The organism is Paracoccaceae bacterium Fryx2 (assembly GCA_032334235.1).
In the GTDB taxonomy this organism is placed as follows: Bacteria; Pseudomonadota; Alphaproteobacteria; order Rhodobacterales; family Rhodobacteraceae; genus JAVSGI01.
The window spans coordinates 1,929,978-1,956,099 of sequence record JAVSGI010000005.1 but is presented as its reverse complement, the minus strand read 5'-3'; the positions used below and the strand labels follow the sequence as shown (position 1 = coordinate 1,956,099).

Annotated in this window: 28 protein-coding genes, 1 tRNA gene and 1 other annotated feature; of the genes, 12 read left to right on the top strand and 17 right to left on the bottom strand. The window is 65.8% G+C overall.

The genetic code is table 11. The features are described from left to right. The first annotated feature begins 42 nt into the window (after window positions 1-42). The 7 genes from RNZ50_18720 to RNZ50_18690 all read left to right on the top strand — a co-directional run bounded on the left by RNZ50_18720 (window position 43) and on the right by RNZ50_18690 (window position 9,102). A complete protein-coding gene (locus RNZ50_18720) occupies window positions 43-1,116 on the top strand; it encodes an ABC transporter substrate-binding protein (GenBank protein MDT8857028.1) in 1,074 nt (357 codons plus the stop codon). 63 nt (window positions 1,117-1,179) lie between these two features. Then, window positions 1,180-2,433 carry an ABC transporter permease gene (locus RNZ50_18715; GenBank protein MDT8857027.1) on the top strand — a complete coding sequence of 418 codons (1,254 nt, stop codon included), beginning with the start codon at window positions 1,180-1,182 and terminating at the stop codon, window positions 2,431-2,433. An 82-nt stretch (window positions 2,434-2,515) separates the two neighbouring features. Beyond that, window positions 2,516-3,469 carry an ABC transporter permease gene (locus RNZ50_18710; GenBank protein MDT8857026.1) on the top strand — a complete coding sequence of 318 codons (954 nt, stop codon included), beginning with the start codon at window positions 2,516-2,518 and terminating at the stop codon, window positions 3,467-3,469. Between the two features lie 2 nt (window positions 3,470-3,471). Beyond that, entirely contained in the window at window positions 3,472-4,821 is a 1,350-nt protein-coding gene (locus RNZ50_18705) for an 8-oxoguanine deaminase (protein ID MDT8857025.1), read from the top strand. 175 nt (window positions 4,822-4,996) lie between these two features. After that, window positions 4,997-7,702: a hypothetical protein gene (locus tag RNZ50_18700; protein ID MDT8857024.1), complete on the top strand. Its 2,706-nt coding sequence runs from the start codon at window positions 4,997-4,999 to the stop codon at window positions 7,700-7,702. A gap of 600 nt (window positions 7,703-8,302) precedes the next feature. Continuing rightward, window positions 8,303-8,554, top strand: a complete 252-nt coding sequence (locus RNZ50_18695) for a GlsB/YeaQ/YmgE family stress response membrane protein (protein ID MDT8857023.1) — start codon at window positions 8,303-8,305, stop codon at window positions 8,552-8,554. A gap of 41 nt (window positions 8,555-8,595) precedes the next feature. Then, window positions 8,596-9,102 carry a YidB family protein gene (locus RNZ50_18690; protein MDT8857022.1) on the top strand — a complete coding sequence of 169 codons (507 nt, stop codon included), beginning with the start codon at window positions 8,596-8,598 and terminating at the stop codon, window positions 9,100-9,102. Between the two features lie 357 nt (window positions 9,103-9,459). Here RNZ50_18690 and guaD read toward each other — a convergent pair whose 3' ends face one another. After that, the gene (gene guaD, locus RNZ50_18685) at window positions 9,460-10,737 is read right to left on the bottom strand and encodes a guanine deaminase (GenBank protein MDT8857021.1); all 1,278 of its coding nucleotides are present in this window, start codon (window positions 10,735-10,737) and stop codon (window positions 9,460-9,462) included. A 122-nt stretch (window positions 10,738-10,859) separates the two neighbouring features. Between guaD and mgtE the strand changes: the two genes are divergently transcribed. The 3 genes from mgtE to RNZ50_18670 all read left to right on the top strand — a co-directional run bounded on the left by mgtE (window position 10,860) and on the right by RNZ50_18670 (window position 13,209). Further along, a complete protein-coding gene (mgtE, locus tag RNZ50_18680; protein MDT8857020.1) occupies window positions 10,860-12,233 on the top strand; it encodes a magnesium transporter in 1,374 nt (457 codons plus the stop codon). Further along, on the top strand, window positions 12,230-12,784 hold the full coding sequence (locus RNZ50_18675; GenBank protein ID MDT8857019.1) for a 5-formyltetrahydrofolate cyclo-ligase: 555 nt from the start codon (window positions 12,230-12,232) through the stop codon (window positions 12,782-12,784). Before mgtE ends, RNZ50_18675 begins: the two co-directional genes overlap by 4 nt. 209 nt (window positions 12,785-12,993) lie before the next feature. After that, window positions 12,994-13,209 (top strand): hypothetical protein, encoded by a 216-nt coding sequence (locus RNZ50_18670; protein ID MDT8857018.1) that lies wholly within the window; start codon window positions 12,994-12,996, stop codon window positions 13,207-13,209. 242 nt (window positions 13,210-13,451) lie between these two features. Here RNZ50_18670 and RNZ50_18665 read toward each other — a convergent pair whose 3' ends face one another. From RNZ50_18665 to RNZ50_18655, 3 genes are all read right to left on the bottom strand, one after another. Next, on the bottom strand, window positions 13,452-13,811 hold the full coding sequence (locus RNZ50_18665; protein MDT8857017.1) for a helix-turn-helix domain-containing protein: 360 nt from the start codon (window positions 13,809-13,811) through the stop codon (window positions 13,452-13,454). A 140-nt stretch (window positions 13,812-13,951) separates the two neighbouring features. Next, window positions 13,952-14,161, bottom strand: a complete 210-nt coding sequence (locus tag RNZ50_18660) for a hypothetical protein (GenBank protein ID MDT8857016.1) — start codon at window positions 14,159-14,161, stop codon at window positions 13,952-13,954. Further along, window positions 14,112-14,420 (bottom strand): hypothetical protein, encoded by a 309-nt coding sequence (locus RNZ50_18655; GenBank protein MDT8857015.1) that lies wholly within the window; start codon window positions 14,418-14,420, stop codon window positions 14,112-14,114. Before RNZ50_18655 ends, RNZ50_18660 begins: the two co-directional genes overlap by 50 nt. Here RNZ50_18655 and RNZ50_18650 point away from each other — a divergent pair. Beyond that, the gene (locus RNZ50_18650) at window positions 14,419-14,820 is read left to right on the top strand and encodes a hypothetical protein (GenBank protein MDT8857014.1); all 402 of its coding nucleotides are present in this window, start codon (window positions 14,419-14,421) and stop codon (window positions 14,818-14,820) included. The genes RNZ50_18655 and RNZ50_18650 overlap by 2 nt on opposite strands. On the opposite strand, the gene RNZ50_18645 is transcribed toward RNZ50_18650, so the two are convergent. Continuing rightward, window positions 14,801-15,103 carry a Mu-like prophage major head subunit gpT family protein gene (locus tag RNZ50_18645; protein ID MDT8857013.1) on the bottom strand — a complete coding sequence of 101 codons (303 nt, stop codon included), beginning with the start codon at window positions 15,101-15,103 and terminating at the stop codon, window positions 14,801-14,803. The genes RNZ50_18650 and RNZ50_18645 overlap by 20 nt on opposite strands. Window positions 15,104-15,237: 134 nt before the next feature. After that, entirely contained in the window at window positions 15,238-16,053 is an 816-nt protein-coding gene (gene istB / locus RNZ50_18640) for an IS21-like element helper ATPase IstB (GenBank protein ID MDT8857012.1), read from the bottom strand. Between the two features lie 110 nt (window positions 16,054-16,163). On the opposite strand from istB (RNZ50_18640), the gene RNZ50_18635 reads away from it, so the two are divergent. Further along, a protein-coding gene (locus RNZ50_18635; GenBank protein ID MDT8857011.1) for an IS3 family transposase occupies window positions 16,164-17,407 on the top strand; the annotation gives its coding sequence in 2 pieces (ribosomal slippage) (window positions 16,164-16,467 and window positions 16,467-17,407; 1,245 coding nt in all). Next, window positions 16,460-16,576, top strand: a sequence feature (AL1L pseudoknot). It overlaps the preceding gene by 117 nt. Window positions 17,408-17,445: 38 nt before the next feature. On the opposite strand, the gene RNZ50_18630 is transcribed toward RNZ50_18635, so the two are convergent. From RNZ50_18630 to RNZ50_18580, 11 genes are all read right to left on the bottom strand, one after another. Continuing rightward, window positions 17,446-18,489, bottom strand: a complete 1,044-nt coding sequence (locus RNZ50_18630) for a hypothetical protein (GenBank protein MDT8857010.1) — start codon at window positions 18,487-18,489, stop codon at window positions 17,446-17,448. Window positions 18,490-18,530: 41 nt separating this feature from the next. Further along, window positions 18,531-19,292, bottom strand: coding sequence for an IS21-like element helper ATPase IstB (gene istB, locus RNZ50_18625; protein MDT8857009.1), 762 nt, complete (start codon window positions 19,290-19,292; stop codon window positions 18,531-18,533). 12 nt (window positions 19,293-19,304) lie between these two features. After that, a complete protein-coding gene (gene istA / locus RNZ50_18620) occupies window positions 19,305-20,843 on the bottom strand; it encodes an IS21 family transposase (protein MDT8857008.1) in 1,539 nt (512 codons plus the stop codon). An 87-nt stretch (window positions 20,844-20,930) separates the two neighbouring features. Beyond that, window positions 20,931-21,482 carry a hypothetical protein gene (locus RNZ50_18615; GenBank protein MDT8857007.1) on the bottom strand — a complete coding sequence of 184 codons (552 nt, stop codon included), beginning with the start codon at window positions 21,480-21,482 and terminating at the stop codon, window positions 20,931-20,933. Window positions 21,483-21,602: 120 nt separating this feature from the next. Continuing rightward, entirely contained in the window at window positions 21,603-22,214 is a 612-nt protein-coding gene (locus tag RNZ50_18610) for a Mu-like prophage major head subunit gpT family protein (GenBank protein ID MDT8857006.1), read from the bottom strand. Between the two features lie 130 nt (window positions 22,215-22,344). Beyond that, window positions 22,345-22,424, bottom strand: a tRNA-Leu gene (locus RNZ50_18605). A 234-nt stretch (window positions 22,425-22,658) separates the two neighbouring features. After that, entirely contained in the window at window positions 22,659-23,042 is a 384-nt protein-coding gene (locus RNZ50_18600) for a regulatory protein GemA (protein MDT8857005.1), read from the bottom strand. Between the two features lie 56 nt (window positions 23,043-23,098). After that, window positions 23,099-23,626, bottom strand: coding sequence for a YecA family protein (locus tag RNZ50_18595; protein ID MDT8857004.1), 528 nt, complete (start codon window positions 23,624-23,626; stop codon window positions 23,099-23,101). A gap of 29 nt (window positions 23,627-23,655) precedes the next feature. Then, window positions 23,656-25,311 (bottom strand): IS66 family transposase, encoded by a 1,656-nt coding sequence (locus RNZ50_18590; GenBank protein MDT8857003.1) that lies wholly within the window; start codon window positions 25,309-25,311, stop codon window positions 23,656-23,658. A gap of 48 nt (window positions 25,312-25,359) precedes the next feature. Continuing rightward, window positions 25,360-25,713: an IS66 family insertion sequence element accessory protein TnpB gene (gene tnpB / locus RNZ50_18585; protein ID MDT8857002.1), complete on the bottom strand. Its 354-nt coding sequence runs from the start codon at window positions 25,711-25,713 to the stop codon at window positions 25,360-25,362. Further along, entirely contained in the window at window positions 25,710-26,117 is a 408-nt protein-coding gene (locus RNZ50_18580) for a transposase (protein ID MDT8857001.1), read from the bottom strand. Before RNZ50_18580 ends, tnpB begins: the two co-directional genes overlap by 4 nt. Window positions 26,118-26,122 lie beyond the last annotated feature (5 nt).

Genomic DNA, 26,122 nt, shown 5'->3' with positions numbered 1-26,122 from the left:
GCGGCCAACAAGAGACGATCATTCAACAAGGGAGATCACCGAATGAAGAAGACGCTTATCCTTTCCACCGCGCTGACGGCCGTCGCCTTCTCGGCGCAGGCGGATGTGAACGTCATGTCCTGGGGGGGAGCCTACACCATCAGCCAGGTCGAAGCCTACCACAAGCCCTTCACCGCTGCGACCGGCATCACCGTGGTGTCGATCGACGCCGACAACCCGGCCACCCCGATCAAGGCGATGGTCGAGGCGGGCAACGTGACGGTCGACGTGGCCGATGTCGAATATGCCGACGCGATCCGCCTCTGCGACGAGGGTCTGCTGGAACCGGTCGACGTGGCCGCGCTGCCCCCGGCCCCCGATGGCACCCCGGCGTCCGAAGATTTCCTGCCCGGCGCCGTGACCGAATGCGCGGTGGCGACCATCGTGTTCTCGACCGTCTTTGCCTACGACGCGTCGAAGTTTCCGGGCGAGAAGCCCTCGACGATCGCCGACCTGTTCGACACCGCCAAGTTCCCCGGCAAGCGCGGCCTGGGCAAGCGCGCGAAGGCCAACCTTGAAATGGCGCTGATGGCCGATGGCGTGCCCGCCGCCGAGGTCTATGCCCTGCTGGAAACCGAGGAAGGCGTGGCGCGGGCCTTTGCCAAGCTCGACACCATCAAGAAGGATGTCGTCTGGTGGGAAGCCGGCGCCCAGCCGCCGCAGCTGCTGGCCGATGGCGAGGTTGCCATGACCACCGCCTACAACGGCCGGATCTTTGCCGCCGCCGTGTCTGAAAGCAAGCCGTTCGAGGTGGTCTGGGATGGCCAGGTCTATGAATACGACCTGTTCGTGATCCCGAAAGGCGCCCCGAACATGGAAGCCGCGGTCGAATTCCTCAAGTTCTCGACCTCGACCCAGGCGCTGGCCGATCAGGCCAAGTGGATCAGCTACGGCCCGGCCCGCAAATCCTCGGGCGCGCTGGTCGGCCTCTACCAGGACGGCAAGACCGAGATGGCGCCGCACATGCCGACCTCGGAAGCCAACCTGACCAATGCGCTCGCCTCCTCCTACGAATTCTGGGTCGACCGCGACAGCGAGCTGAACGAACGGTTCAACGCCTGGCTGGCCTCTAACTGACCTGACGCCGGGCGCGGGGGCATGTCCTCCGCGCCCCTTCCCCTCCCGACCGAAGGACGCATGATGGCCGACACCACCGCCCTCAGCCCCGGGCTTACAACCGCCGATGGTCGCCCGCTGAAATCGGCCCTGACGCGGGCACAGGGCAAGGCCCGCCGCCGGGCCTTCCTCCTGGTGCTGCCGCTTCTCGGTTTCGTGCTCCTGACCTTCATCCTGCCGATCGGCCAGATGCTGCACCGGTCTGTCTTCAATGACGGCTTCTCGAAGAACATGCCGCAATTGACCGAATGGTTCGGCCAGAACGCCGGCGCCCCCGACGAGGCCGCGTTCGCAGCCCTCGCCGCCGACATCACCGCCTCCGCCGCGGCCAAGACCATCGGCGTTGTCGGCACCAGGGTGAACTACGAAATGTCCGGCACCCGGTCGCTGTTCACCTCGACCGGCCGCAAGGCAAAGGATTTCACGCCACCCTACCGCGAGGCCCTGCTGGCGGCCGATGCGAAATGGGGCGACCCGGCACTCTGGTCCACCATGCGCCAGGTCGGGCGCGCCTATTCGCCGAACTTCTTCCTCGCCGCCCTCGATCTGGCCCGCGCCGAGGATGGCAGCATCATCCGCGCCCCCGAGGAACGCCGCGTCTACGTCATGCTGTTCGTCCGCACCTTCGTGATCGCGGGCCTGATCACGGTGCTCTGCCTCGTGCTCGGCTTTCCGATCGCGCACCTCTTGGCCACCCTGCCGCTGCGCTATTCCAACCTGCTGATGATCCTGGTGCTGCTGCCGTTCTGGACCTCGCTGCTGGTGCGGACCACGTCCTGGATCGTGCTGCTGCAAAGCCAGGGCGTGGTGAACAACACCCTTGTCGCGACCGGCATCCTGACCGACCAGACCCGCATCCAGATGATCTACAACCAGCTGGGCACCATCATCGCGATGACCCATATCCTGTTGCCATTCATGATCCTGCCGCTCTATTCGGTGATGCGGCCGATCCCGCCCTCCTACGTTCGCGCCGCCCGCAGCCTCGGCGCCTCAAGCTGGACAGCGTTCCGCCGCATCTACCTGCCGCAAACCCTGCCGGGCATCGGGGCCGGCGCGTTGCTCGTGTTCATCCTCGGGGTGGGCTACTACATCACGCCCGCGCTGGTCGGTGGCGCCACGGGCCAGCTGATCTCGAACCTGATCGCCTTCCACATGCAGGACAGCCTGAACTGGTCGCTCGCCGCCGCGCTCGCCGCGCTTCTTCTGGGCTGCGTGCTGCTGCTCTACTGGCTCTACGACCGCCTCGTCGGCATCGACAACCTGAAGCTGGGCTGACCCCTTGCCCTTCTTCTGTTCGCAAATATCCCGGGGGTCCGGGGGCAGCGCCCCCGGCCTTCCCCAAGAGGAGTGACCGCCGATGGCCCTTCCCAGCTATGCCTCGCCGCTCGAGAAGCTCTGGCACTACACCTATCTCGCGATCTGCGCCCTGATCTTCCTGTTCCTGATCGCGCCGATCCTGATCGTGATCCCGCTCAGCTTCAACGCCGAGCCCTATTTCACCTTCACCCAGAAGATGCTGGCGCTCGACCCCACCGGCTATTCGCTGCGCTGGTATGACCTTCTGCTGACCAACGGCATGTCGGCCCCCGACGGGGTGCGCAACAGCGGCTGGTGGGCGGATGCCTGGGCCAATTCTGCCTGGATCCGGGCGGCGAAGAATTCGCTGATCATCGGCATCTTCTCGACGCTGGTTGCCACCGTGCTCGGCACCATCGCGGCGCTGGGGCTGGCGCGGCCGGAAATGCCCTACCGGCGGGCCGTGATGGCGGTGCTGATCTCGCCGATGATCGTGCCGATCATCATCACAGCGACGGGGCTTTTCTTCTTCTATTCGAACCCCTGCGCCACGCTCGACTGGGCGGTGGGCAACGTCGGCTGCAAGCCGATGACCGGCACCTATATCGGCGTCATTCTGGCCCATGCCACGCTGGGCATCCCCTTCGTCATCATCACCGTCACCGCCACCCTGATCGGCTTCGACCGCTCGCTCAGCCGGGCGGCGGCCTCGCTGGGCGCGTCGCCCGCGACCTCGTTCTTCAAGATCACCCTGCCGCTGATCCTGCCGGGCGTGGTGTCGGGCGCGCTTTTTGCCTTTGTCACCTCGTTCGACGAGGTGGTGGTGGTGCTGTTCGTCGCGGCGCATGACCAGCAGACCATCCCGCGCCAGATGTGGAACGGCATCCGCGAGTCGATCAGCCCCGCGATCCTGTCGGTGGCGACGATTCTGGTGATCGTTTCGGTCGGGCTGCTGGCGATGGTGGAAATCCTGCGGCGGCGGTCGGAAAAGCTGCGCGGCGTGTCGCCGGGCTGACCGTGGCTGATCCGGCCGAAACCCTGATCCGCGGCGCCGCCGCCGTGGTGACGATGGACGAAGGCCGACGCGAGATTGCGGGCGGCGACGTGCTGATCCGCGGCGGGGTGATCGTGGCGGTCGGGCAGGGGCTGACGACCACCGGCCGGGTGATCATTGCGCAGGGCTGCGTGGTGACGCCGGGGCTGGTGAACACCCATCACCACCTTTCCCAGACGCTGACAAGGGTGGTGCCCGGCGGGCAGGACGCCTTGCTGTTCGGCTGGCTGAAAACGCTCTACCCGATCTGGGCGCGCTTTGGCCCCGAGGAGATGTTCGTTTCAGCCCAGATCGGTCTGGCAGAGCTGGCGCTTTCGGGCTGCACCCTGACCTCGGATCACCTTTACCTCTACCCCAACGGCGCGCGGCTGGATGACACCATCGCGGCGGCGCAGGAGGTCGGGCTGCGCTTCCACCCGACACGCGCCGCGATGAGCATCGGTGAAACTGCCGGTGGCCTGCCGCCCGATGCGCTGGTGGAAACCGAATCCGCCATTCTGGCCGACAGCATCCGGGTGATCGACGCCTTCCACGACCCGGCCGAGGGGGCGATGCTGCGCGTGGGCATTGCCCCCTGTTCGCCCTTTTCGGTCAGCCGCGACCTGATGCGCGAGGCGGCGCTGCTCGCGCGCGACAAGGGCGTGATGCTGCACACCCATCTGGCCGAGAATGACGAGGATGTGGCGTATTCGCTGGCCCGCTTCGGCTGCCGCCCCGGCCAGTATGCCGAGGATCTGGGCTGGACCGGCGCCGACGTGTGGCACGCGCATTGCGTGAAACTCGACGCCGCCGAGATCGGCCTGTTCGCCCGCTCGGGCACCGGGGTGGCGCATTGCCCCTGTTCCAACTGCCGTCTCGGTTCCGGTATCGCCCCGGTGCGGGCCATGCGCGATGCCGGGGTCAAGGTCGGGCTGGGGGTCGATGGCTCGGCCAGCAATGATGCGGGCAATCTGCTGCTGGAAACCAGGCAGGCGCTCTTGTTGCAGCGCGTGGCGCGTGGGGCCGACGCGATGGCCGCGCGCGAGGCGCTGGAGATTGCCACCCTTGGCGGCGCGCGCGTGCTGGGGCGGCCCGATTGCGGTGCGCTGGAGCCCGGCAAGCGCGCCGATCTGGCGATCTGGGGTGTCTCGGGCATCGAGGCGGCGGGGGCGTGGGATCAGGTCGCGGCACTGGTGCTTTGCGGGCCGACACGGGTGCGCGACCTGTTCGGCGAGGGGCGGCAGGTGGTGGCGGGCGGGCAGATCACCACCATCGACCTGCCGCGGGCCATCGCCCGGCAGACCGGCCTTGCCCGCCGGTTGATCGGCGCCTGAGCCCGCTCTGCCTGTGCGGTCCTGCCGTTCAAGGCCCTGCGTCCAAATGCCATCGTCAATCTGATGCAGATCAAGGTGCGGCAATTTTGTGGGCGCAATCATGCGTTTGCGGCCGAAACCGCCATTTTGCGAACGTGGCTCGGGTCGGCACGCCGACAAGTGCAAGGAGGGCAATATGGCGATCTTTGGTTTACCGACCGGTGCTGGCGATGACATCGTCACCGTCACCCCGACAGGGAATTACAGGGTAAACGGCGAGGGTGGAACGGACACCCTCATTCTGAATTACGGGTCTCTGACTTCCGATATCCGCTATGACTATGCGGGCGACGGCTTTTACCGTTTCACGGATGATCTTTTCAGCAGCTTTACTTTCTACGGCTTCGAACGGTTTCAGCTGACCGGCGGTTCCGGGAACGATTACCTTGCCGGTGGCAACATGGCCGACAGTCTGATGGGCGGCAACGGCGGCGACACGCTGGCAGGCGGCCTGGGGGCCGACACGATCGACGGCGGCGCGGGGAATGATCACTGGACGGCGAATTACAGCAGCGTCACCGCCTCGGTGCAGCTTACGCTGCTTCAGACCGGTTTTGCCGGAATCGCAGCGACCGGTGCCCGCATCCGCAGCATCGAGTCTGTTTCGCTGACCACCGGCGCGGGCTTCGACCAGATCAACACCGAGGCGTTCCGCGGCAATGACACCATCAGCACCGGCGATGGCGACGACTTTGTGGCCGCCGGGCGCGGCCGGGATGTGGCCAACGGCGGCGCCGGAACCGACACGCTGAGGATGGACTGGTCGTCGATCACCGGCCCGAACCAGGGCATCGCCCTGTCCTACGTCGGCAACGGCTGGTATCGCTATGCCTCCGTCAGCGGCGACCAACTGGATTTCGTCGGGTTCGAGGCCTACCAGCTGATCGGCGGGGCCAGCAACGACTGGCTGGGCGGCGGCGGGCTGAACGACCTGCTCGACGGCGGCAATGGCGACGACTTCCTTGACGGCGGCGCGGGCAGCGACACCGTCGCTGGCGGTGATGGCATCGACACCTGGCGGGTCGACACCTCGGCGCGCGGATCGACCTCGGTGGTCAACCTCGTGACCCAGACAGCCAACACCGGCGCCGTTCTGTCGGGCATCGAACAACTGCGCTACACTGGCGGCGGCGCGAAGGACACCGTGACCGCGCTGGCCGGGGTCTATGACGACACCTTCTCGACCGGGGCCAACAACGACATCGTGACCACCGGGCGCGGCGTAGACTCGGCCAACGGCGGCGACGGCCGCGACCGGCTGGTGATGGACTGGAGCGGCATTGTCGACGACCACTTCAGCATCGCCCATTCCTATGTCGGCAACGGCTGGTATCGCTTTTCGTCGGCAAGCGGGGACACGCTGGATTTCGTCGGCTTCGAGGAATTCGTGCTGACCGGCGGCGCCGGGAATGACACGCTCGTGGGCGGCACCGGCCTCGATACCCTGATCGGCGGTGATGGCAACGACGCGCTCTTTTCCGGCGAAGGCAAGGGCCTGATCGCCGGGGGTGCGGGCAACGATTCCTGGGAGGCCAACCTGACGGCGCTGGGTGCGGCGGTGTTCGACGCCACGGCCAGCCAGACCAAGGCTCAGCTTGGAAGGATCGGGCTGTCGGTCACCGGCATCGAGTCGGTGACGCTGACCACCGGCGGCGGGCGCGATTCCATCAGCACCGCGGGCTTTGCGCTGAATGACTGGGTCAGCACTACCGACGGCAACGATACCGTCAATGGCGGCTTGGGTATCGACACGATGAATGGCGGGCTGGGGGACGACCTGCTGGTCGTCAACTACGCATCGGCGGTCTCGGATGTCACCAACCCCTACGTCGGCAACGGCTGGTATCGCTATGCCATGGCGGACGGCAGTGCCCAGGTCGATTACGTCAACTTCGAGCGGTTTGCCCTGACCGGCGGCAGCGGCAATGACGTGCTGAACGGCGGGGCGCTGTCGGACACGCTGTCGGGTGGCAGCGGCAATGACATGCTGAATGGCTATCGCGGTGCCGACGTGATCATCGGCGGGGCCGGTTCCGATACCTGGATTGCCGACTACACCAGCCTGATCAGTGCGGTCACCCTGACCCTTTCGGCAATCGGCAACGGCACCGTGACCGGCACCGGCACCACGCTGAAGGGAATCGAGTCGGTCCGGCTTTCCACCGGCAGCCTTGATGACGTGATCGACCTGTCGCGGGGAACCGGCAACGACGATATTCGCACCAATGAAGGCAACGATACCATCAACCTTGGCCGCGGCTACATCGAGGTCGCAGATGGCGGCGCCGGGACCGATACGCTGACCCTGGATGCCAGCCTGGCCGAATCCGGCGTCAGGATGTCCTACTACGGCAACGGCTGGACCAGGGCACAATCGACATCCGGGGATTATGTGGCCGATTTCGTCAACATCGAGATGCTGAACTTCACGGGCAGCGCCAACAATGACCGCCTTTACGGCTTTGGCGGCAATGACACGCTGAACGGCGGGGCCGGTATCGACCTGCTCGACGGCGGCGCGGGCAACGATCTGCTGACGGGGGGCGCGGGGGTCGATGTCTTCGTGTTCTCGTCGGTCTGGTCGTCGGGCGTCGACACCATCACCGATGCCGAGGCAGGCGACGTGCTGCGGATGAACGGCGTTTCCCTGGTCGGCAACATGGGTGTCGGCAACGGCAGCACGCTGCTGGCGGGCCAGATGGACCTGAGCGTGTCGGGCGGGGTGACGACGCTGCGCCTTGGCCTCGATGCGACTGCGGGGTTCGATCTGTCGGTGCAATTGACCGGCGTGTTCGGCGCAGGCGATTTCAGCCTGTCCGGGTCGGACGTTATCCTGGTCTGACCCTGCCCACCAGGCCGGGGGGCGGGCAATCCCGCCCCCCACCTTGCCGGGCGCGCCGTCACGCCGGGTGTGATCGGCCGCAAGACCATCGTCACCGCCGGACCTGACGCCGGGGGGCAACCCAGCCCGTGCAGAGTTTCGCATTGCATCCGCCAACTTCCGGCCTGCGACCGGACAAAAGCCCCACGGGGCCGCGCGCGACAATGGGGCCGAGGGCGACCGCCTGCCGCCGCGGCAATCCCGGCCGACCGTCCCGGCGCAGCCAAAGTGCGCGCCCATCGCCCCGTTCGCCGAGGGTGGGTGGGCGACAGCCCCGCACCGGCGCGGTGGGGCTCGGCCTTGGGCCGCGGCGGATATGCGGCTTGACCCCCCGCAGGTCGGCGGGGTCCGGCCATCGTGATTGCATCGCCGTGCTGGCTATTCCACGCCCTTCAGGGTGCGGGATATTCGGGTTTGCGCTGGATACAGTCCCGATCTTCTCTCGCCGGGCCACCGGATGCCGACCCCCCGGAGAATCTTCGCCCCGCGCCTCCTGGAACCCATCCGCCGGGCCGGAGTTGTGAGGGCGTATCTCAACACATCAGAAGAGGCGACCCGGCCATGGGAATCATCTGGACCATCGTGATCGGCTTCATTGCCGGCGTCATCGCAAAATTCGTGATGCCGGGCGACAACGAACCGTCCGGCTTCGTCCTGACCACGATCCTTGGCATCGTGGGCGCGATCGTTGCCACCTACTTCGGGCAAAGCCTGGGCTGGTATGCCCCCGGTCAGGGCGCTGGTTTCATCGGCGCGGCGGTCGGCGCCATCATCGTGCTCGCGGTCTGGGGCTTCGTGCGCAAGCGCACCTGAACCGCACATCCTTCATCGCACATCGAAACGGAGTTTCCCTCATGTCGAAATCCACACCCTCCCTGCTTGCCCTTCTGGGGCTGGTCGCCTTTGCCGGTTACCAGAACCGTGGTCGGCTCAGCGAGATGCTGGCCGATGCCCGGCAGAAGGCGCCGGGGTCGAGCCCCGACCGGCAGTATCCCGACGGGCAACACGCAGGCGACTCTCAGGATGGGGGCTTTCTGTCCGAGATCGGCCGGATGTTCGGTGCCGGAGCGTCGGGCGGGACGCTTGCCTCGGGGCTCAGCGACCTCGTGAACCGGTTCAAGGACAGCGGCCGCGCAGGCCCCGCCGAAAGCTGGGTGTCGACCAACCCCAACCGGCCCCTTGACGTGAGCGAGCTTGAATCTGCCATCGGCATCGAAACGCTGGACGAACTCAGCCAGAAGACCGGGCTTTCCCGTGCCCAGCTGCTCCTCCGGCTGAATGCGGCGCTGCCCGAGGTCGTCAACCGCTTCACGCCGGACGGGCGGTTGCCAACCGAAACCGAGGCTCGCCACTTCGACTGAACCGGACCGCCGGGTTCCGGCGGCGACCTGACGGCATACCTGTCGGGTCGCCAAGCCTGCGTCGGCAAGGCGTGCCCACTCCACGATGCAACGTATGAAACAGCACGGACCGGATCGGCGCCTGCGGCAGGCAGTCACCGCCGATCTTCGGACCGGCTGCGAGGGGCACCCCTGCTGCACGGTCGCCCGTTCCCCCGATGCTCATGGGCACCGTGCGGCGGCCTGCCCCGCCCGCCCAGCAGACGCGCCTCGTCAAGCTTGCGTCCATCAACGGCCCGGCTGCACGGATGCCTGATCGGCACCGCGGGTCGATTTCCGCCGACCGTGCGCGCACTCCGTTCCCCTCCGGCCCGCTTTTCAGAAAACCTGCCGCCCCCCGACCCAGACCGACCGGATCGCGCGGTCGTCGCCCATCATGATGGTGGGAAACAGCGCCTGCCACAGATCCTCCGCCCGTGTCACCGCCTGCGCGATGGCGGGGGTCGAGGCGAGGTCGATCACCACCAGATCGGCCTCGATCCCCGGTGCCAGATTGCCGATCTGGTGTTCGGCGTGCAGGGCGCGTGCCGAGCCGACCGTGGCGAGCCACCACAGCTGCGCCGGGTGCAGCGGCTGGCCGCGCAACTGCGCCACCTCATAGGCCGCCGCCATGGTGCGCAGCATGGAAAAGGACGACCCGCCGCCGGTGTCGGTGGCCAACCCGACCCGCAGCCTTGCTGCCAGCCCCATGTCGAACAGGCCTGACCCGATGAAGGTGTTCGAGGTCGGGCAATGCACCACGCTCGCCCCCGCCTCGGCCAGCCTGTCGCGTTCGCGCGGCGTCAGGTGGATGGCGTGGCCGTAAACCGCGCCCTCACGTAGCAGGCCCTGCGCCTCGTAGGTGTCAAGATAGTCGCGCGACTGCGGAAACAGGCTTTGAACCCAGGCGATCTCGTCGGGCTGCTCGCTGAGATGCGTCTGCATCAGGCAGTCAGGATATTCGCGCCAAAGCGCCCCCAGCGCCGCCAGTTGCTCGGGCGTCGAGGTCGGGGAAAAGCGCGGCGTGATCACATAGGACAGCCGGTCCACCCCGTGCCACGCCCGCAGCAGGCGCTTGCTGTCATCATAGGCCGACTGCACAGTGTCGCAGAGCCCCTCGGGGGCGTTGCGGTCCATGCAGGTCTTGCCGGCAAAGATGCGCTGACCCCGCGCCCGTGCGGCCTCAAAGATCGCGTCCACGCTTTGCGGATGGATCGTGGCATAGCTGCACACCGTGGTGGTGCCCTGCGCCAGCGTCAGATCCAGGTAGCGCCCGGCAATCTCGGCGGCATAGCCCGCATCGGCAAAGCGCATCTCTTCGGGGAAGGTGTAGGTGTTCAGCCAGTCGATCAGCCGCTTGCCCCAGCTGGCGATGATCGCGGTCTGCGGGTAATGCACATGGGCATCGACAAAGCCGGCCGAAATCAGCGCCGCCCCGTGGTCGGTCACACGCGCGCCCGGATGCGCCGCCCGCAGGCCCGCCCCGTCGCCCACCGCCACAATTCGCCCGCCCTCGATCAGCACGCCGCCGTGGGTGATGTGACGCGCCGCCCCCGGCCCGTCGCGCATCGCATCGCCCGCGAAGGACAGCACCTGCCCCAGAACCAGATCCGCCATGCCCGCCCCCTTGCCCGTTCCGGCCACCCTAGGCCCTTTGTCCCCTGCGGTAAATTTCCCGCGTGGCCCTGTCGCTTTGAAACGACATTCGCTAAGGTCGCTCCATCTTGTTCGGAGGCGGAATGACGGACTCAACACTGCCCGAGACGGAAGGCGACGCGCTCGACGCCCGCCGCATCGCCGCGATTCTGGCGGCGGTCGAGGCGGGCGATACCGTCCGGCTGACGGCGCTGATCGACCCGCTGCACGCCGCCGACATTGCCGACCTTCTGGAACAGATCCGCCCCGCAGACCGCCGCGACCTGCTGCGCATGTGGTCCGGCGAGATCGACGGCGAGATCCTGTCGGAAATCGACGAGTCGATCCGCGAAGAGGTGATCGACTCCCTGTCGCCCGAGACGCTGGCCGAAGCGGTCCGCGATCTGGACACCGATGATGTCGTCGACATCCTCGAAGACCTCGAAGAACCGCAGCAGGCGATGATCCTCGGCGCGCTGGAGGATGTCGACCGGGTCGCGGTCGAACAGGCGATGAGCTACCCGGAATATTCGGCCGGCCGCCTGATGCAACGCGAGGTGGTCGTCGCCCCCGAACACTGGACGGTGGGCGAGGCGACCGACTGGCTGCACGAGGCCGAGCGGCTGCCCGACCAGTTCTACCATGTCATCCTGGTCGACCCCCGGATGAAACCGCAAGGCTATGTGACCCTTGGCCGCCTGTTGTCGGCCAGGCGCGATGCCCGGCTGCGCGATCTGGTCGAAGACAGCTTCCGCACCGTCAAGGCCACCGATGCCGAGGCCGACGTGGCCTATATCTTCAACCAGTATCACCTGATTTCCTGCCCGGTGGTCGATGCGGCCGGGCGGCTGGTCGGCGTGATCACCATCGACGACGCGATGAACGTGCTCGACGAGGAACACGAGGAAGACATGCTGCGCCTCGCCGGGGTCGGCGACGAAAGCGCCATTTCCGACCGGGTGCTTGAAACCACGCGCCTGCGCCTGCCGTGGCTGTTCGTCAACCTGCTGACGGCGATCCTCGCCAGTCTGGTCATCGCCCAGTTCTCGGACACGATCACCTCGCTTGTGGCGCTGGCAGTGCTGATGCCGATCGTGGCCTCGATGGGCGGCAACGCGGGCACCCAGTCGCTGACGGTGGCCGTGCGCGCACTTGCGACCCGCGACCTCACCGGCTCGAACGTCTGGCGGGTGATCCGGCGCGAAACCATCGTCGGGCTGGTGAACGGGCTGTTCTTCGCGGTGGTGATGGGGCTCGTCAGCTGGGTCTGGTTCGGTGACCGGATGCTGGGGCTGGTGATCGGCATCGCCATGGTGGTCAACATGCTTGTCGCGGGCATGGCGGGTATCCTGATCCCGGTGCTGATGGAAAAGGCCCGCGTCGACCCGGCGCTGGCCTCGGGCACCTTCGTGACCACGGTGACCGATGTCGTGGGCTTCTTCGCCTTCCTCGGCCTTGCCGCCGTGATGCTGATATGACGGCCGACGCCAAGGCCGAAGCCCGCCGCGCCGCCTTCGCCGCGCGCAAGACGGCCCATGCGGCGGGGCAGGGGCAGGCGGGCGCGCTGCTGGCCGACTGGCTGGCGCCCCATGCGGGCAAGGTTCTGGCCGGCTACATGGCGATGCGGACCGAGATCGACCCGGCCGAGGCCATGGCCGCCCACGACGGCCCGGTCTGCGTGCCGGTGATCCCCGGTCCTGCACAACCCCTGCGGTTTCGCGAATGGACCCCGGGCTGCCCGATGGTCCCGGGCACGTTCGGCGCGCTGGTCCCGGCCGAGGGAGCCTGGCTCGACCCGCAGGTGCTGATCGTTCCCCTCCTGGCCTTCGACCGGCGCGGCTTCCGCCTCGGCTACGGCGGCGGATTCTACGACCGCACCCTGCAGGCCCTGCGCGCCCGCCACCCCACGCTCGCAGTGGGCTTCGCCTTCGACGCGCAGGAAGTCCCGCTGGTCCCCACCGATGCCACCGACGAACGCCTCGACACGGTGATCACCGAGGCCGGACCCTTTGCGCTTTCTTCTTGGTGAAAATACCCCACGGGGGGTGCGGGGGGTGTGAAACCCCCCGCTTGTTTGTGTTCACATGGTTTGATTATCTCCTCCAGACGGTTTGATAACGGAAGAGGAGCGACGTCCGGAGGCTACCCGGGACGGACCGAGCTTGTCCGGGGTGAGCGGCGCTTCGGCTTGGGCGGGCGGTTGCGTTGCCACCAGGCGTGGATTGCGGAGCGTTTGACGTGGCGTTGCGCGGCGAAGTGCGCGGCGACCGCATCGGCGATCTGGACGAAGGTCAGCCGGTCGATCCAGGCGCGGATGAAGGCGGCAAGCTCGGGGTCGTTGTCGATCTTGGCGGGCGGGCCGGAGCGGTGTTACCGGCGATGATCGGAGACCGGCGCATCGGACGCGGGCAGGGCTTCAACACCCTGTTGAACGCCGTGTTCAAGGGCACTTGAAAGGGCGGCACTGGCGCGGGTCGCAGCACTGGTGGCAGCCTCAAGCAGGGCGAGGAGCTGGCGCGACTCGGTCAGGGCATCGCTGATCAGGGCACGATTGTCGCTTGCAGCGGTGTTGCGGGAATCGGTGGTCATCGGTTATGTCTCCCGTCGGGATGACGACACTGGAAAATTTCGCGGTACAGGAGCCCACTGCGGCGCCAGCCGTGGTGCTAGGCAATGAGGGGAATCGCGGCCCTCCGTCATCCCACCCGCCGTTCTTCTGCCACCTTCAGCCATTTCCGGACGCTGATGTCGCTGGTGCGGAGCGTCCGGGCGATATCGGCGGTGGAATGGCCCTGCCATTCCAGGACGGCGGCAAGCCATGCCTTGGCAAGCGGGACGCGGCGTTGCGTGATCCGGGTGGACCTGCCCAGAGCGCGGGCCTTGTCCGGTCCGACCAGAGTTTCAAGGCGGGACCGGCCCTTGGGTTCGGCTGCCAGGTAGAGTTCCGCCCCGTCGAAGGTCAGCAGGAATTCAACGGTCAGCTCCGCGCCCAGCACGTTGAAGTAGGGTTCCACCTGCGCGGTTGGCCGGGGGAAGGGGCGCGCGAGTTCTGTCATTCGGGAAGGTTCCTGCTTTGCGGTGTTTCGCCCGACCCCCCGCCAACCGGCCCAGGAAAAAAAAATCCGGCCGGCGGGGTGCCACTCGCGGAGCTCTCTCTTCTCCGCTGGCATCAGGCCGGGTTTCCCCGACCCGATCTTCAATCCCTCAGCGTGCCCGGAGGCAGCCCGAGCTGCGCGCAGACGGCTTCCGCCATGTCAGACCCGGTGCGCGACGCGGGGCTTCCCGGCGGCTGCGCGCCCATGTGCGACGGCTTGAGGAGATGCGCAAAGGGCGGCACCGTGCTGGCAACGAAGCGGTCAAAGCTCGCCTCGTCGTTCATGCAGAGCGCGGTGGCCCATCCCTTCATCGCTGGCGAAATGTAGCCGCGCCGCAGGGCATCCGCGACCTTCTGAGGCGGTGGCAAGGGTCAGGTTGCGTTCGGCCAGCATGGCCTGCACCGTCTCGACCGGCACGAACTTGGCCGGGTCCGGGGCATCAGTGCCCTTGGCCTTCAGCAGCTCTGCCAGGGCGGCAAGCATCTCTTCTTCGGTTGCGTCCGGCCCGAGCTTCAGGGCTTCGGCAAGGCGGGCGTAGCGCGCTGCGGCGGGGGTGGTTTCGGGGGGCATGGTGTCTTCCTGGGAAAAGGAAGCTCGGGGACAGGTAGCGGTATTCCCGGTTGCCGATCATCTCGCGCGCTGTTGCCGTCCATTCCACCCGGCCCCAGAGCCCGCCTGCCGCGATCTTCAGTTCCTTGATCCAGCCCGCCGCCGGAACCGGGCCGTTCAGCTTGGCTTCCGGCCGGTCGTTCTGGTGTTCGTAGTCGATCGGCAGATCGACGCCGGCCGACTGGAAGGCCAGCACCAGGGCGGCCGGGTCCGCCAGATCGAATTCGCGACCGTCGCGCCCGGTCATCCGCCCTTCCGGGAAGAGCTGCACCCATTCGGGCGCGGAACCGCCCGGCGCAAGGGCGCGGTCGCAGATGCCAAGGGCAAGCCCGGGCATGGCGTCAGGCCACATACGGCGTGACGATCAGTTCCGCCGTGCCCTTCCAGGGGTTCGACCCGCCGCCGTCCTTCGTTTCGGTGTTCAGCGGGTGCAGCGCCGCGCTTTCCAGTGACGGCGGCACCACCAGGACAGTCGGGGGCACGCCCAGGATGCGCCCGCCGTCGCTCTTGAAGTCCATCATCGCGGCCCGCGCGGCAGCGTAGGTCTCTTCGGTCAGGTCGGCTTTGGAGCCGTAAGCAAGCTGCCAGAGACCGAAGCCCGCATTGACCCGCGCCCGGACGCCGTAGATGTACTCGTCGTTCATGAACACATGCTGGTCGTTGGCGCCGGTGATCGACTGGAACTCGTATGTAGCGCGTCAACCAGCATGTCCGTGACCGTCAACCACGTTGGCCGGTTTTAGGCCGCTGGGTTGGCGTATCTGGAATTGTTTTTCGCTCAGCCTTCTCCTTTGTCCTTGTTGTCGGCGATGGTTGTCGTTGGCGGTCTGCTCAGCGCCTCTTTGTTGGAGGCGGCCGCGCGCTGGCGGAAGCTTTCGGCATTCATCTCCAGGATCGCTGCGTGATGAACCAGCCGGTCGATGGCGGCGACGGTCATCGCCTTGTCCGGGAAGATCTGGTCCCAGCCGCTGAAGGGCTGGTTGGCGGCGATCGCGATGCTGCGGCATTCGTAGCGCCGGGCGATCAGCTCGAAGAGCACGCCTGTCTCGGCCTGATCCTTGTGGGCGTAGGTGATGTCGTCGAGGATGATCAGGTCGAACTTGTCGAGCTTGGCGAGCGCGGCTTCGAGCACCAGATCGCGGCGGGCGGCCTGAAGTCGCTGCACCAGATCGCTGGTGCGGGTATAGAACACGCGGTGTCCCCGCTCGATCAGGGCATGGCCTATCGCGCAGAGAATGTGCGTTTTGCCCGTGCCGGAATTGCCGATGGCGATCAGGTTGCCGCCGCCCTCCAGCCAGTCGCCGGCCGCCAAGGCCTCGATCCGGGCGCGCGGCAGGGTTGGCAGCGCCTTGAAGTCGAAGGTCGCCAGCGTCTTGCCAGCCGGTAGCTGTGCCTCGTTCATGTGGCGCTGAATGCGGCGCATGTCGCGCTCGGCCAGTTCGTATTCCGCGAGGACAGCCAGAAAGCGGGCAGCGGGCCAGCCTTCGGTGTCGGCACGGGTGGCGATGTCGGCCCAAAGCTTGTGGAAGCTGGGCAGGCGCAGCGCGGTCAGCATGCCGGGCAGCGTGTGGATGTCGATCTCGCGGGAGGTCATGCGCAGGCTCCCAGAAGGGCATCGAAGCTGTCGAGCGAGGGATGGGCGACGGTGACATCTGAACCGCCCCGGGTTTACCGGAGGGCAAAACTCTCGGAGAATTGCCCGTTATGGAACAGACCTCAAAGAAGAAGACCTCGAAGCCGTATTCACCTGAGTTCCGCGAGCGTGCGGTGCGGCTGGCGATGGAACACCGCGATGATTATCAGAGCGAGGCTGCGGCGCTGACGGCGATTGCAGGTAAATTGGGCTGTTCGACGGACAGCCTTCGCGTCTGGATGCGACAGGTCCAGCGCGATGGTGGCGAACGGCCGGGACCTACCAGCGCTGAGATCGCGCGGATCAAAGAGCTTGAGCGCGAGAACCGGGAACTGCGGCAAGCGAACGAGATTCTGCGCAAAGCTTCAGCGTATTTTGCCCAGGCGGAGCTCGACCGCCCGTTTCGCAAATGACTGCTTTCATTGAGGAAAGCCGAGAGGCATTCGGGGTCGAGCCGATCTGCAGGGCACTGCAGTTTGCCCCTTCCACCTTTTATGACCGGCGGGCGATCATGCGTGATCCTGACCGGGCCTCGGCCCGGGCCAAATCGGATGCCGCCCTGAGCCTCAAGATCGACGCGGCCTGGGATGCCAACCGCAAGCTCTATGGCGCGCGGAAGATCTGGCATGTTTTGCGACGGCAGGGTGAAGACGCCGCCCGCTGCACCGTGGAACGATTGATGCGCCATCTGGGCATCAGGGGCGTGGTCCGTGGCAAGAAGGTCATCACGACCAATCCTGACACGTCTCTGCCTTGCCCGGACGACAAGGTGAACCGGCTGTTCATGGCGGATCGGCCGAACAAGCTGTGGGTTTCAGATTTCACCTATGTGCCCACATGGTCCGGCACCGTCTACGTGGCCTTCGTCATCGACGTCTTTGCACGTCGTATTGTCGGTTGGCGCGTCTCGACATCGATGAAGACCCAGTTTGTGCTCGACGCGCTGGAGCAAGCGATCTGGCAAAGAAAGACGCCGGATAACAAGAGCTTGGTCCACCATTCGGACCGCGGATCACAATACCTGTCGATCAAATACACCGAACGCCTGGCCAAGGCCGAGATCGACCTTTCCGTTGGAACAGTTGGCGATGCCTATGACAACGCCTTGGCTGAATGCGTCATCGGCCTGTTCAAGACAGAGGTCATCAACCAGATCGGCCCCTGGAAATCAATGCGCGAGGTCGAATGGGAAACGCTGAAATGGATCGATTGGTATAACAACCGCCGCCTGCTTGGCCCAATCGGATACATCCCACCCGCAGAAGCAGAGGAGGCGTTCTATGCAAACCTGAACTCACTCGATATGGTCGCGTAGTCATTGAACAAACCACCCTCCGGTAAACCCGGGGCGGTTCAATCTGTCGGCAGCGCCGTTTGCTTGGGGCTCAGGCGGAGCATCAGCAGGTCAGGGTCCGGCGCCCGGCCGGCGTCGAGATCGTCCGTCAGGAGATGTGCCAGTTCCGCCTCGCAGGCCCGGTCGTGGGCGATGAACAGCAGGTCGACCATGCGGCGGCAGGCGTCGCGGCGGGGCAGATCGCGCTGCAGCACCTTCCAGGCCTCAGCGTATTCGGTTCGCGGGAACAGGCTGTCGCGGTAGATCGAACTCCACAGGGCTTGCGGTTTGCGCCGCAGCGCATGGATGACGTGATGGTAGTTGATGACATGCACGCGATGGCCGTCGCCGCGACCACGCGCCCTTGTATGGCTGACGACCAGGGTGCTGCCGAGAAAGGCCTCAAGGCGATCGTCGTAAAGGTGGACCCGCAAGCGCTGCCCGATCAGCTGCGACGGGGCGCTGTAGAAGATGCTCTTGACCAGAAAGCCGCTGGTGCGGGTGACCGGAACCACGGTCTCTGTAAAGTCGGTGGTGCGCCGGCGCGGCAGGGGCTTCAGATGCGCCCGTTCCACCTGCGTGGCCGCCGCCCGCTGCCGGTTGCGCCGTGCCACCAGAATGTCGATGAAGCGGCGGTAGTCCTCAATGCTGGCGAAGTCGCGGCTGCCGCGCAGGATCAGCGCCTGTTCGATGGCCTTCTTCAGGTGCCGGTTCTGGGATTCCACCGCGCCGTTCTCATGAGCTTCCCCGCGGTTGTTGCGACTGGCCTCCATGCCGTAATGGCCGACGAAGGCATTGTAGCGCGTGGTGATATCCTGGCGCTGGTCAGCCGTCAGGTTGCGGAAAGCGGCCGAGAGGCTGTCGGTGCGATGCTCCTGTGGTGCCCCGCCGAGCGACCAGAGCGCCTGCTGCAGGTTCTCGGCCAGGGCCGTGAAGCTCTCCCCGCCCAGGACCACCCCGACATGCTCCCACCGGCTGTAGACCATGACTGCGGATTTCGCGGAGAATGGGCGCTGATTTCGCGCGATCGTGGGCACGCGTTTCGCGCCATTCTGGGCAGTCATTTCACGGGATCGTGGGCAGGCTGGCCGACGCTTTCATGGAGTCAGGCTTGAACGATTTGGTCAAGCTTTTTTGTGACGGCGGAGCGCCTGCGCAGGCTTTCACCTGAGAGGGTGAGGCGGTGTGCGTTGTGAACGAGGCGGTCGAGGATGGCATCTGCGAGCGTTGGGTCGCCGATGGCTTCGTGCCACTGGTCAACGGGGAGTTGGCTTGTGACGATGGTGGAAGCGCGGCCGTGGCGGTCTTCGAGGATTTCCAGCAGGTCACGGCGCTCCGGGGCGGTGAGGACGGCGAGGCCCCAATCGTCAATGATCAGCACATCCATGCGGGCGATGGTTTTGAGGATGCGTTCATGGCGGCCATCGCCACGGGCCAGAGCAAGGGCCTCGAACATGCGCGGCGCACGTTGATAGAGGACGGGCCGCCCATCCCGGCACGCCTTGTGGCCAAGGGCGCAGGCGATCCAGCTTTTGCCCAAACCGGTCGGCCCGGTTATCAGCAGGTTCTCGTGCCGGGCGATCCAGCCGCCATCGGCAAGATGCGCCATGACACTGCGGTCAAGACCACGTGGGCTGCGCAGGTCCAGATCCTCGACGCTGGCATCTTGGCGCAGAGCCGCAAACTTGAGCCGGGAGGCCAGTTTCTTGGTGTCGCGCTCTGCAGCCTCGCGGTCGACCAGCAGGCCGAGACGCTCTTCGAACGAGAGGGCGTCGAAGGCGGTTGACCTGCGTTGTTCTTCGAGCGCCGATGCAATGCCGGTCAGGCCGAGCGCCAACAGTCGGTCGTGGGTGGGATGGGTCAGCATTTTAGTCCTTTCTCAATGGTAATAGCTGCCGCCACGAATGTTGGCGTGCTGGAGGGGGGCGACCTCTTCGGAGCCTTCCAGGAAGGCGCGATCGAGGCCGGTCTTGAGGATCGAACGAATGGAGGTGACGGTGCGGGCCCGGATGGTCACACCCCGCTGGCAGGCCGCATCAACGCGCTCCGGCCCATAGGTTTTGACCAAGGCCAGCACACCCAGGCAGGTGCGGAACCCCTGTTCAGGATGGGGGCGGTCAGCCATCACCATCTCGCAAAAGGCGGCGACGGCGGGGCCGGTCTTGGTTGCCTGCGCCAGCATTCTGGCCGGGGTCCATTCGGCAAAGCGACGATGGGCCGATGGCATATGGTCGGCCACGGTGACATGGCTGCGCCGCCCCGGGGTGCGCACGTGGCTCGCAACCCTCTGACCACGATGGAATATCTCGACCGTCTGGCCGCTTGTGCGAACATCGACCTCTTGTTTGATCAGCGCGAAGGGCACGGAATACCATGAGCTGTCGACCTCAACGTGATAGTCGGGTGCCACGCGGGCGCGCTTCCAGCGGGCGAAGACATAAGGTTCGGGCGGTAGGGGCTGAAGATTGGGCCGATCCAAAGTGGCAAACAGATCGGCGCGGCTGGCGCCATAGCCGCGCATCACGCGCATGTTCAACTCGTCCAGCAGCCGCCGGATCGCCACGTTCAACTCGGCCAATGAGAAGAACCGGTGGTTCCGCAGCCGCGCCAGAATCCAGCGTTGTGCCACTTGGACAGCCACTTCCACCTTCGCCTTGTCCCGGGGTTTGCGCGGCCGGGCGGGCAGAACGGCGGTGCCATAATGCGCCGCCATCTCGGCATAGGTCCGGTTCAGCCCCGGATCAAACCGGTCTGCCTTGATCACGGCGGACTTCAGATTGTCCGGAACCACCGCCTTTGGCACGCCGCCCAGAAAGGCGAACATCCGGATATGCGCGAGGATCCAATCTTCCAACCCCTCCGATGCCACCGCCTCGGCATAGGTGTGATTCGATGCCCCCATTGCCGCCACGAACAGCTTCATGGCCCGCGCTTCGCCGGTCGTGGGGTCGATCACGTCGATGGTGTCGCCGGCAAAGTCAACGAACACCTTCTCGCCGCCCACATGTGTCTGGCGCATCGTCGGGCGCACCCGACCCTTCCAAGCCTCGTAATGCGTGCAAAACCAAGTATAGGCAAAACCCCCGGGGTGCGCGGCACGGTATTCTTCCCAGAGCAGCATCCGCGTCACCCCAGGGCGGCGCAACTCGCGGTCAATCTCCGCCCAGTCGGGCACAAGCCGCTCCGCGTCCGGCACCGTGGGCGGGGCTGGAAACAAAAGAAGTTCAAGGCTGTCGTCATCGATCCCCTCCGGCAAGGGCCACGTGAGCCCGGCATGACGCGCCCGTTGGGTGTAGCTTCCGACGCTCCCCTTGCTCAGACCGAGGGAAGCGGCAATGGACCGCTCGCTCAGGCCTTGCCCAAGCTTCAATCGCAAAACATCTCGTATCCGGCGCATGTTCAATCGTCCTGTCGGCATCAAGCCACCCCTTCATTCCTGAAGGCGCAACTATCCTCAATTTGCCGACCAGACCTGCCCGCGATCCCGCGAAATCAGTGCCCAGCTTCACGCGAAATGACTGCCCATGATCCCGTGAAATCGATGCCCACCATCAAGCGAAACACGCACCATGACGAAGTGGTAGAGCAGATGCGGGAATAGCTGGCCCGCGATCGTCACCTCCAGCTCCTCGGCATGAGTGAAGTCGGACTGGGCCATGCGGCCCGGCTCCGGCGTCTGGCGGAAGATGATGTCGCGCTCGGGCCCGTTCAACGCCCGCCACTGCCGCACCCGCCGTTCCAGGGTGCGCCGGATGCGGTCATCGGGGAAGGCCAGCGGGTGCAGGCCCTGAAGGTGGCGCAGCAGGGTGACGGCCTGCAAGGCGCTGTCCCTCTCCAGCAAGGGAAGGATGTCGCCCTCCCAAAAGCCTTCGAGGGGATCGGCCACCGTGCGCCCGTGAACGATCTTGCGGTTCGAGGGCAGCGTCGGATCGGCATCGAACCGTCGGGCCGTGCGCTCGCTGAACCCGGCGCGGGCGGCCGACGTGCGCTGACTGTGATATCGGAGGTCGGACATGTATAATCTCAATTGCTGGTCGGTGATGGGTTTGTAGGCCAACCCGGATCCTCCGTTTGACGGCAGAGGAACCCGGCTTACCAACCCGCAGCGACCAGCACCTTCCCCGAAATCAATCAAGCCGGTGCGGCTGCCCTCCAGACGGGCATGCCCGTCTTCCGTTCAGCCCCACCGGCCAAGGTGGTTGTCGGCACCGGCCAAGATGGTTGTCGCGCAACACTCGTACTTCTCGCGTTCCTGCCAGATGATCGGGCGCACGGCGCGCGACGTGTCCAGCAGGAACCAGGGCGCGCCCGATCCCGCCTGCATGTTGCTGACCAAAACCGGCTCGGCCCCGGCCACCAGTTCCACAGGGTGATCGGTGTCGAAGAAGTTCTGACCGTCGAAACAGTTGGTGGTGAAGCCCGCCTTCAGCAGGCCGAAGACCAGATCTTCGGGGTGGCGGCGACTGTCCTGCCCCATTTCCGCGAACATCGGCTTGAAGAGGCCAAGCTTGTCGTCGGCAATGTCGGTGCGGCCGACCGAAACCGTCGCCTCGAACTTGCGGTTCGCGATGGTGAAGCCGTGCGCCTTCAGCCCGTTGACGTGGCGCTGCCCGACCCATTCCCGCAGGCGGGGGAACATGCCAAGCCAGCCACAGGTTTCGTCGCGGCTGGCGCTGGGGACCGTCATGGCGATCTTGTCGGCATGGGCCGGGGCGGCGGCGAAGGCATCGGAATAGACGGTCTTGAAGCCCCGAAAGGCAAGGTCCAGCGTTTGGCTGTCGATGATCACGGCGGTAGGCCCTTCCTGTCATGGCGGCTTGGGACAAGCCGTTGTGGATGGAAGGACGATACCCGCGCGCGCGCGTGCAAAACACCCGCACACCCTTGCGGGGGAAAGCGGCGGGATGGGTTGAAGGGGGTGGCGCGGGGCTGGACTCGAACCAGCGTCAGGTCTTCGATCTCTCGAACAGCCCCCTTCCCAATCGGGGTACACCGCGCCAATCGGCACGATATTCCGGCCCGGATGCGCGGTCAACGGAGCCTGCCAATCAGGATCGTGAAATTAAACAGGTGTCCGACGAAATTAAACGGGGTGAGGGGGTTTCCGGTAGTCAGGTGGCCCGGAACACGAAAGGGCCTTCCACGGCCTTCCTATGGAGTCTGCGGCAATGGCAAAGGGCGGCACGATTTCCCGCGCCGCCCATTCTTGCACCCCGTCCAGGTCGCGCCCCAGTCACGCCGCCCGCGCCCGCGACTTCCACGCCTTCAGGGCGGTGATCACCTTGGGGGCCTGTGCCACGGTCAGGAAGCGCAGCGAGCTCACCTTGAACCACTTCAGCAACCAGCCGCACAGCGCGGCCTCGTCCAGCTCGCACGCCTGATGCAGATCCATCCACAGGGTGCGGATCAGCTCCACCTGACCCGGCGAGGCAAAGCCCGCCCGCTTGCCATAGGACGGCCCGTCCGCCACCAGCGGGCGCAAACCGACATGATCGAGAAACCCCATGACGGCATCGAAACCCGCCTGATCCAGCTCGGTCGAGCTGGTGACGCCCGCGCACTTCGCCAGGACGCGCCGATAGGTGTCGTCATCCAGGCCGAGCTTGGCCTTCGCCACATGGTAAGCGTCACGAGCGGGACGCGGCCTTGCGCTCTTGACATCGGGACGGCGCGTCAGATGGGGGACTTTGCGCGGCGCGGCATGAAGTAGGTGCGGATGGCGACCACCGCCTTTGCCACGCCGATGACCCCGGTCTGGTCCAGGATTGCGTGCGGTTCCGACATCTCGCGAATGGGAGCGATGATATCGCCGGTTTCGGGTTGGCCATGCAGTACTGGCCGCCAGATCCGGGGGGCGAAGTCAGTCCCGGCGAGGAAGCCGATCCACCAGAAGAACGGATCGAAGGTGCCATTGTCCCGCAGAGCAAGGCGGGGACGCCAAGCGTCCGGCGTTTCGGCAAGACCTGTGGAGATGGCGTTGTAGGCGGGCACGAGTGTTTGCAGGGCACGGGCCTCATCTGTCTCTTCGGGAGCCATCAAGGCCGTGTCGCCGACGAACAGCGGGATCCACTTCCGCGGGTCGATGAAGCGCGGCCCGACGATCAACGCGGTGAGATAGCCGTCGAGCCCGTCCATCGTGAAGGCGGGCGGCTGCGGCCGCCGCTTCCGCAGGAACTCCACGAAAGATGCCTCATCCAGCATCTTCCGGGGCGAAGCGGCCGGAGAACCCGTCATGCCGCCAAGACCTCGCTGTGTCTCTGTGCCTCGCGCTCGGCCTTCCAGGTCCAGGGCAGCAACGTGTCGAGCCGATTGATTGGGGTGGCACCGGAGACGATGCGCTCCAGAACGTCCGCAAGCCAGAGTTCCGGGTCGATGCCGTTGAGCTTGGCCGTGTTCACCAGCGAGGCCAGAATGGCCCAGCTTTCGCCACCACGCTTCGAGCCGGCGAAGAGCGCATTCTTGCGCGTAAGGCACACCGGCTTGATCGAGCGCTCGACGATATTGCTGTCCACCTCGATCCTGCCGTCGTCGAGGCTTCGGGAGCCGGTCGCATGGCGATCGTTCGATCCGGTGGATCGAACGAAGGCGGACGGAGGCCCGGAGGGCGCCGTCAGGCCCTGCCAGTGCCCGAGGGTATAGGCAGCAGCCTTGCCGATCGAGGACTTTGATGAGACCTCGGCCATCAGCTGCTCGAGCTGCGCCTTCAGCGCCGACATGAGGACGGCACTTTCTGCCTTTCGCGCTGTCAGGCGAGCCTCGGCGTTCAGCCCGCGGATGCGGCTTTCGATGAGGTAGATCTCGGCGATCGTGCCTATGACCGCCAGCGCCTCCGTCGACCCGGTGGTCTTGACCACATCGGCGAATTTGCGGCGGGCATGGGCAAGGCAGAACGCCAGGCGCAGCGGGGCGACATTGCTCTTGCGCCGCCGCTTGGCCAGGCTCTTGTAGGCGCCATAGCCATCGACTTGGAGAACGCCGCCGAAACGCCCCAGTTGGGCCTCCAGATCATCCGTTCCGCGACCTTCCGTGAAGACATAGCCCACGGCCGGCGGCGCCGGACCCTTCCATGGCCGATCATCGATTGCCTGTGCCCACAACTGACAGACCTTCGTCCTGCCTCGGCCCGGATCGAGCCGCGGCAATGGGGTCTCGTCGCAGAAGACGCGGGGCTGCGCCCGGATGAAGCCGAGCAGACGCTCGTGCAGCGGCTTGAGCCACCAGGCGGCCCGGGTGACCCAGCCTCCGAGGGTGCCCCGGTCGATGTCGAGGCCTGCGCCCGCAAGCATTTGCGCCTGGCGGTAAAGCGGAAGGTGCCAGCCGAACTTCGCGACGACGACATGCGCGACCAGCGCCGTGGTCGCCATGCCACCGTTCATCACCCGCGCCCGGGCTGGAGCCTGGCTGACGCCGTCTTCGCAGGACCGGCAGGCGTATTTCGGCCGGATCGTGCGGATCACGCGCAGCAGGGCGGGCACGATGTCGAGCGCCTCGCTAATGTCTTCCCCGATGCGGTGAAGTGCCAGGTTGCAGCAGGGGCAGATGGTGTTCTTCGGCTCGATGACCTCTTCGTGCCGCGGCAGATGCACAGGCAAGGCGCCCATGTTGCGTGACGCGGCACGAGGCTTGCGTCGCGGCGGCCCCCCGGAGCCGGGCGCATCGTCGTTGGCCGCCGCTGGGCCCGTCGTGGCGATATCCGACAGATCACCCAGATCGAGCGCAATCTGCGCAGGATCGAGGGCCGCCATCTTCTCCGATTTCGCCCCGAAGATCATCAGCCGAAGAAGGTCGGCATAGACACGCAGATCCGCGTTCTCGGCCTGAAGGGCCAGAACCATCCGCTTCAACCGTGCGGGATCCGAGGGAAGGGAAACGGTGCAGGACGCCATGGCAAAACCTACCATGAAGCCCATAATCTTCAAGCGAATACAGCAGCTTCACGCTGCCCGGACAGGCCTCTTCACCTGAATTCTCTGCACCCGCGTCCAGTCGAGACCAGCCACGAGGAGAGCGAACTCTTCCCGGGTCAGCCAGATCGCGCCATCCCGAACAGGCGGCCAGATGAACTGGCCGCTTTCCAGCCATTTCGTGGCGACCACCATTCCGCTGCCATCCCAAAAGACGAGGCGCAACCGGTCGCGACGCTTGGGGCGAAAGACAAAGACATCGCCACAATAGGGGTCTGCAGCCAGCGCCGCGGTGATCAGGGCGACCAGCCCGTTCAGACCACGACGAAAGTCCACCGGTTGCGTCGCCACCACGACCTTGATCCCACCCGCGAAGGAGATCATCGCGACCGACGCAGGGCTGCCACCATCGCAGCCGCAACGGCCGGATCCACCCGGCCAGTCACCACCATCCGGTTGCTGCCGATCTCCACCTCGATCCGTCCTGGCTCCGCAGAACCTCGCGGATCACTCGCCAGACCGGAAACCGCCGCATCCAGACAAAGAGGACGATCGTCGTCGGCAATCGATATCGGGACGAAGTGCAGCCCCGTTGCGGTCCCGCGTGTCGGACGCGCCTGAACCAGGCCAACATGGCGTCGCCAAACCGTCAGCAGGCCTCGGTTCACACCCCAACGGCGCGCCACGTCGGAAATGGACGCACCCGGCTCCGCGCTCTCCGAAACGATCCTTGCCTTCTCCTCGGCGGTCCAGTTACGTCTACGCCGCTTCCCCGTTATCACCTCGATCCGGC

What these genes read in the sequence shown, in the direction of transcription:
- tnpB (MDT8857002.1), bottom strand. Translation starts at nt 25,713, where the DNA reads ATGATCTCCTTCGCGGGTGGGATCAAGGTCGTGGTGGCGACGCAACCG.
- RNZ50_18655 (MDT8857015.1), bottom strand. Translation starts at nt 14,420, where the DNA reads ATGCCCCCCGAAACCACCCCCGCCGCAGCGCGCTACGCCCGCCTTGCC.
- mgtE (MDT8857020.1), top strand. Translation starts at nt 10,860, where the DNA reads ATGACGGACTCAACACTGCCCGAGACGGAAGGCGACGCGCTCGACGCC.
- RNZ50_18645 (MDT8857013.1), bottom strand. Translation starts at nt 15,103, where the DNA reads ATGAACGACGAGTACATCTACGGCGTCCGGGCGCGGGTCAATGCGGGC.
- RNZ50_18715 (MDT8857027.1), top strand. Translation starts at nt 1,180, where the DNA reads ATGGCCGACACCACCGCCCTCAGCCCCGGGCTTACAACCGCCGATGGT.
- RNZ50_18690 (MDT8857022.1), top strand. Translation starts at nt 8,596, where the DNA reads ATGTCGAAATCCACACCCTCCCTGCTTGCCCTTCTGGGGCTGGTCGCC.
- RNZ50_18660 (MDT8857016.1), bottom strand. Translation starts at nt 14,161, where the DNA reads ATGAAGGGATGGGCCACCGCGCTCTGCATGAACGACGAGGCGAGCTTT.
- RNZ50_18590 (MDT8857003.1), bottom strand. Translation starts at nt 25,311, where the DNA reads ATGGCGTCCTGCACCGTTTCCCTTCCCTCGGATCCCGCACGGTTGAAG.
- RNZ50_18650 (MDT8857014.1), top strand. Translation starts at nt 14,419, where the DNA reads ATGGTGTCTTCCTGGGAAAAGGAAGCTCGGGGACAGGTAGCGGTATTC.
- RNZ50_18720 (MDT8857028.1), top strand. Translation starts at nt 43, where the DNA reads ATGAAGAAGACGCTTATCCTTTCCACCGCGCTGACGGCCGTCGCCTTC.
- RNZ50_18595 (MDT8857004.1), bottom strand. Translation starts at nt 23,626, where the DNA reads ATGCTGGATGAGGCATCTTTCGTGGAGTTCCTGCGGAAGCGGCGGCCG.
- guaD (MDT8857021.1), bottom strand. Translation starts at nt 10,737, where the DNA reads ATGGCGGATCTGGTTCTGGGGCAGGTGCTGTCCTTCGCGGGCGATGCG.
- RNZ50_18700 (MDT8857024.1), top strand. Translation starts at nt 4,997, where the DNA reads ATGGCGATCTTTGGTTTACCGACCGGTGCTGGCGATGACATCGTCACC.
- istB (MDT8857009.1), bottom strand. Translation starts at nt 19,292, where the DNA reads ATGCTGACCCATCCCACCCACGACCGACTGTTGGCGCTCGGCCTGACC.
- istA (MDT8857008.1), bottom strand. Translation starts at nt 20,843, where the DNA reads ATGCCGACAGGACGATTGAACATGCGCCGGATACGAGATGTTTTGCGA.
- RNZ50_18675 (MDT8857019.1), top strand. Translation starts at nt 12,230, where the DNA reads ATGACGGCCGACGCCAAGGCCGAAGCCCGCCGCGCCGCCTTCGCCGCG.
- RNZ50_18710 (MDT8857026.1), top strand. Translation starts at nt 2,516, where the DNA reads ATGGCCCTTCCCAGCTATGCCTCGCCGCTCGAGAAGCTCTGGCACTAC.
- RNZ50_18630 (MDT8857010.1), bottom strand. Translation starts at nt 18,489, where the DNA reads ATGACTGCCCAGAATGGCGCGAAACGCGTGCCCACGATCGCGCGAAAT.
- RNZ50_18695 (MDT8857023.1), top strand. Translation starts at nt 8,303, where the DNA reads ATGGGAATCATCTGGACCATCGTGATCGGCTTCATTGCCGGCGTCATC.
- RNZ50_18665 (MDT8857017.1), bottom strand. Translation starts at nt 13,811, where the DNA reads ATGACAGAACTCGCGCGCCCCTTCCCCCGGCCAACCGCGCAGGTGGAA.
- istB (MDT8857012.1), bottom strand. Translation starts at nt 16,053, where the DNA reads ATGACCTCCCGCGAGATCGACATCCACACGCTGCCCGGCATGCTGACC.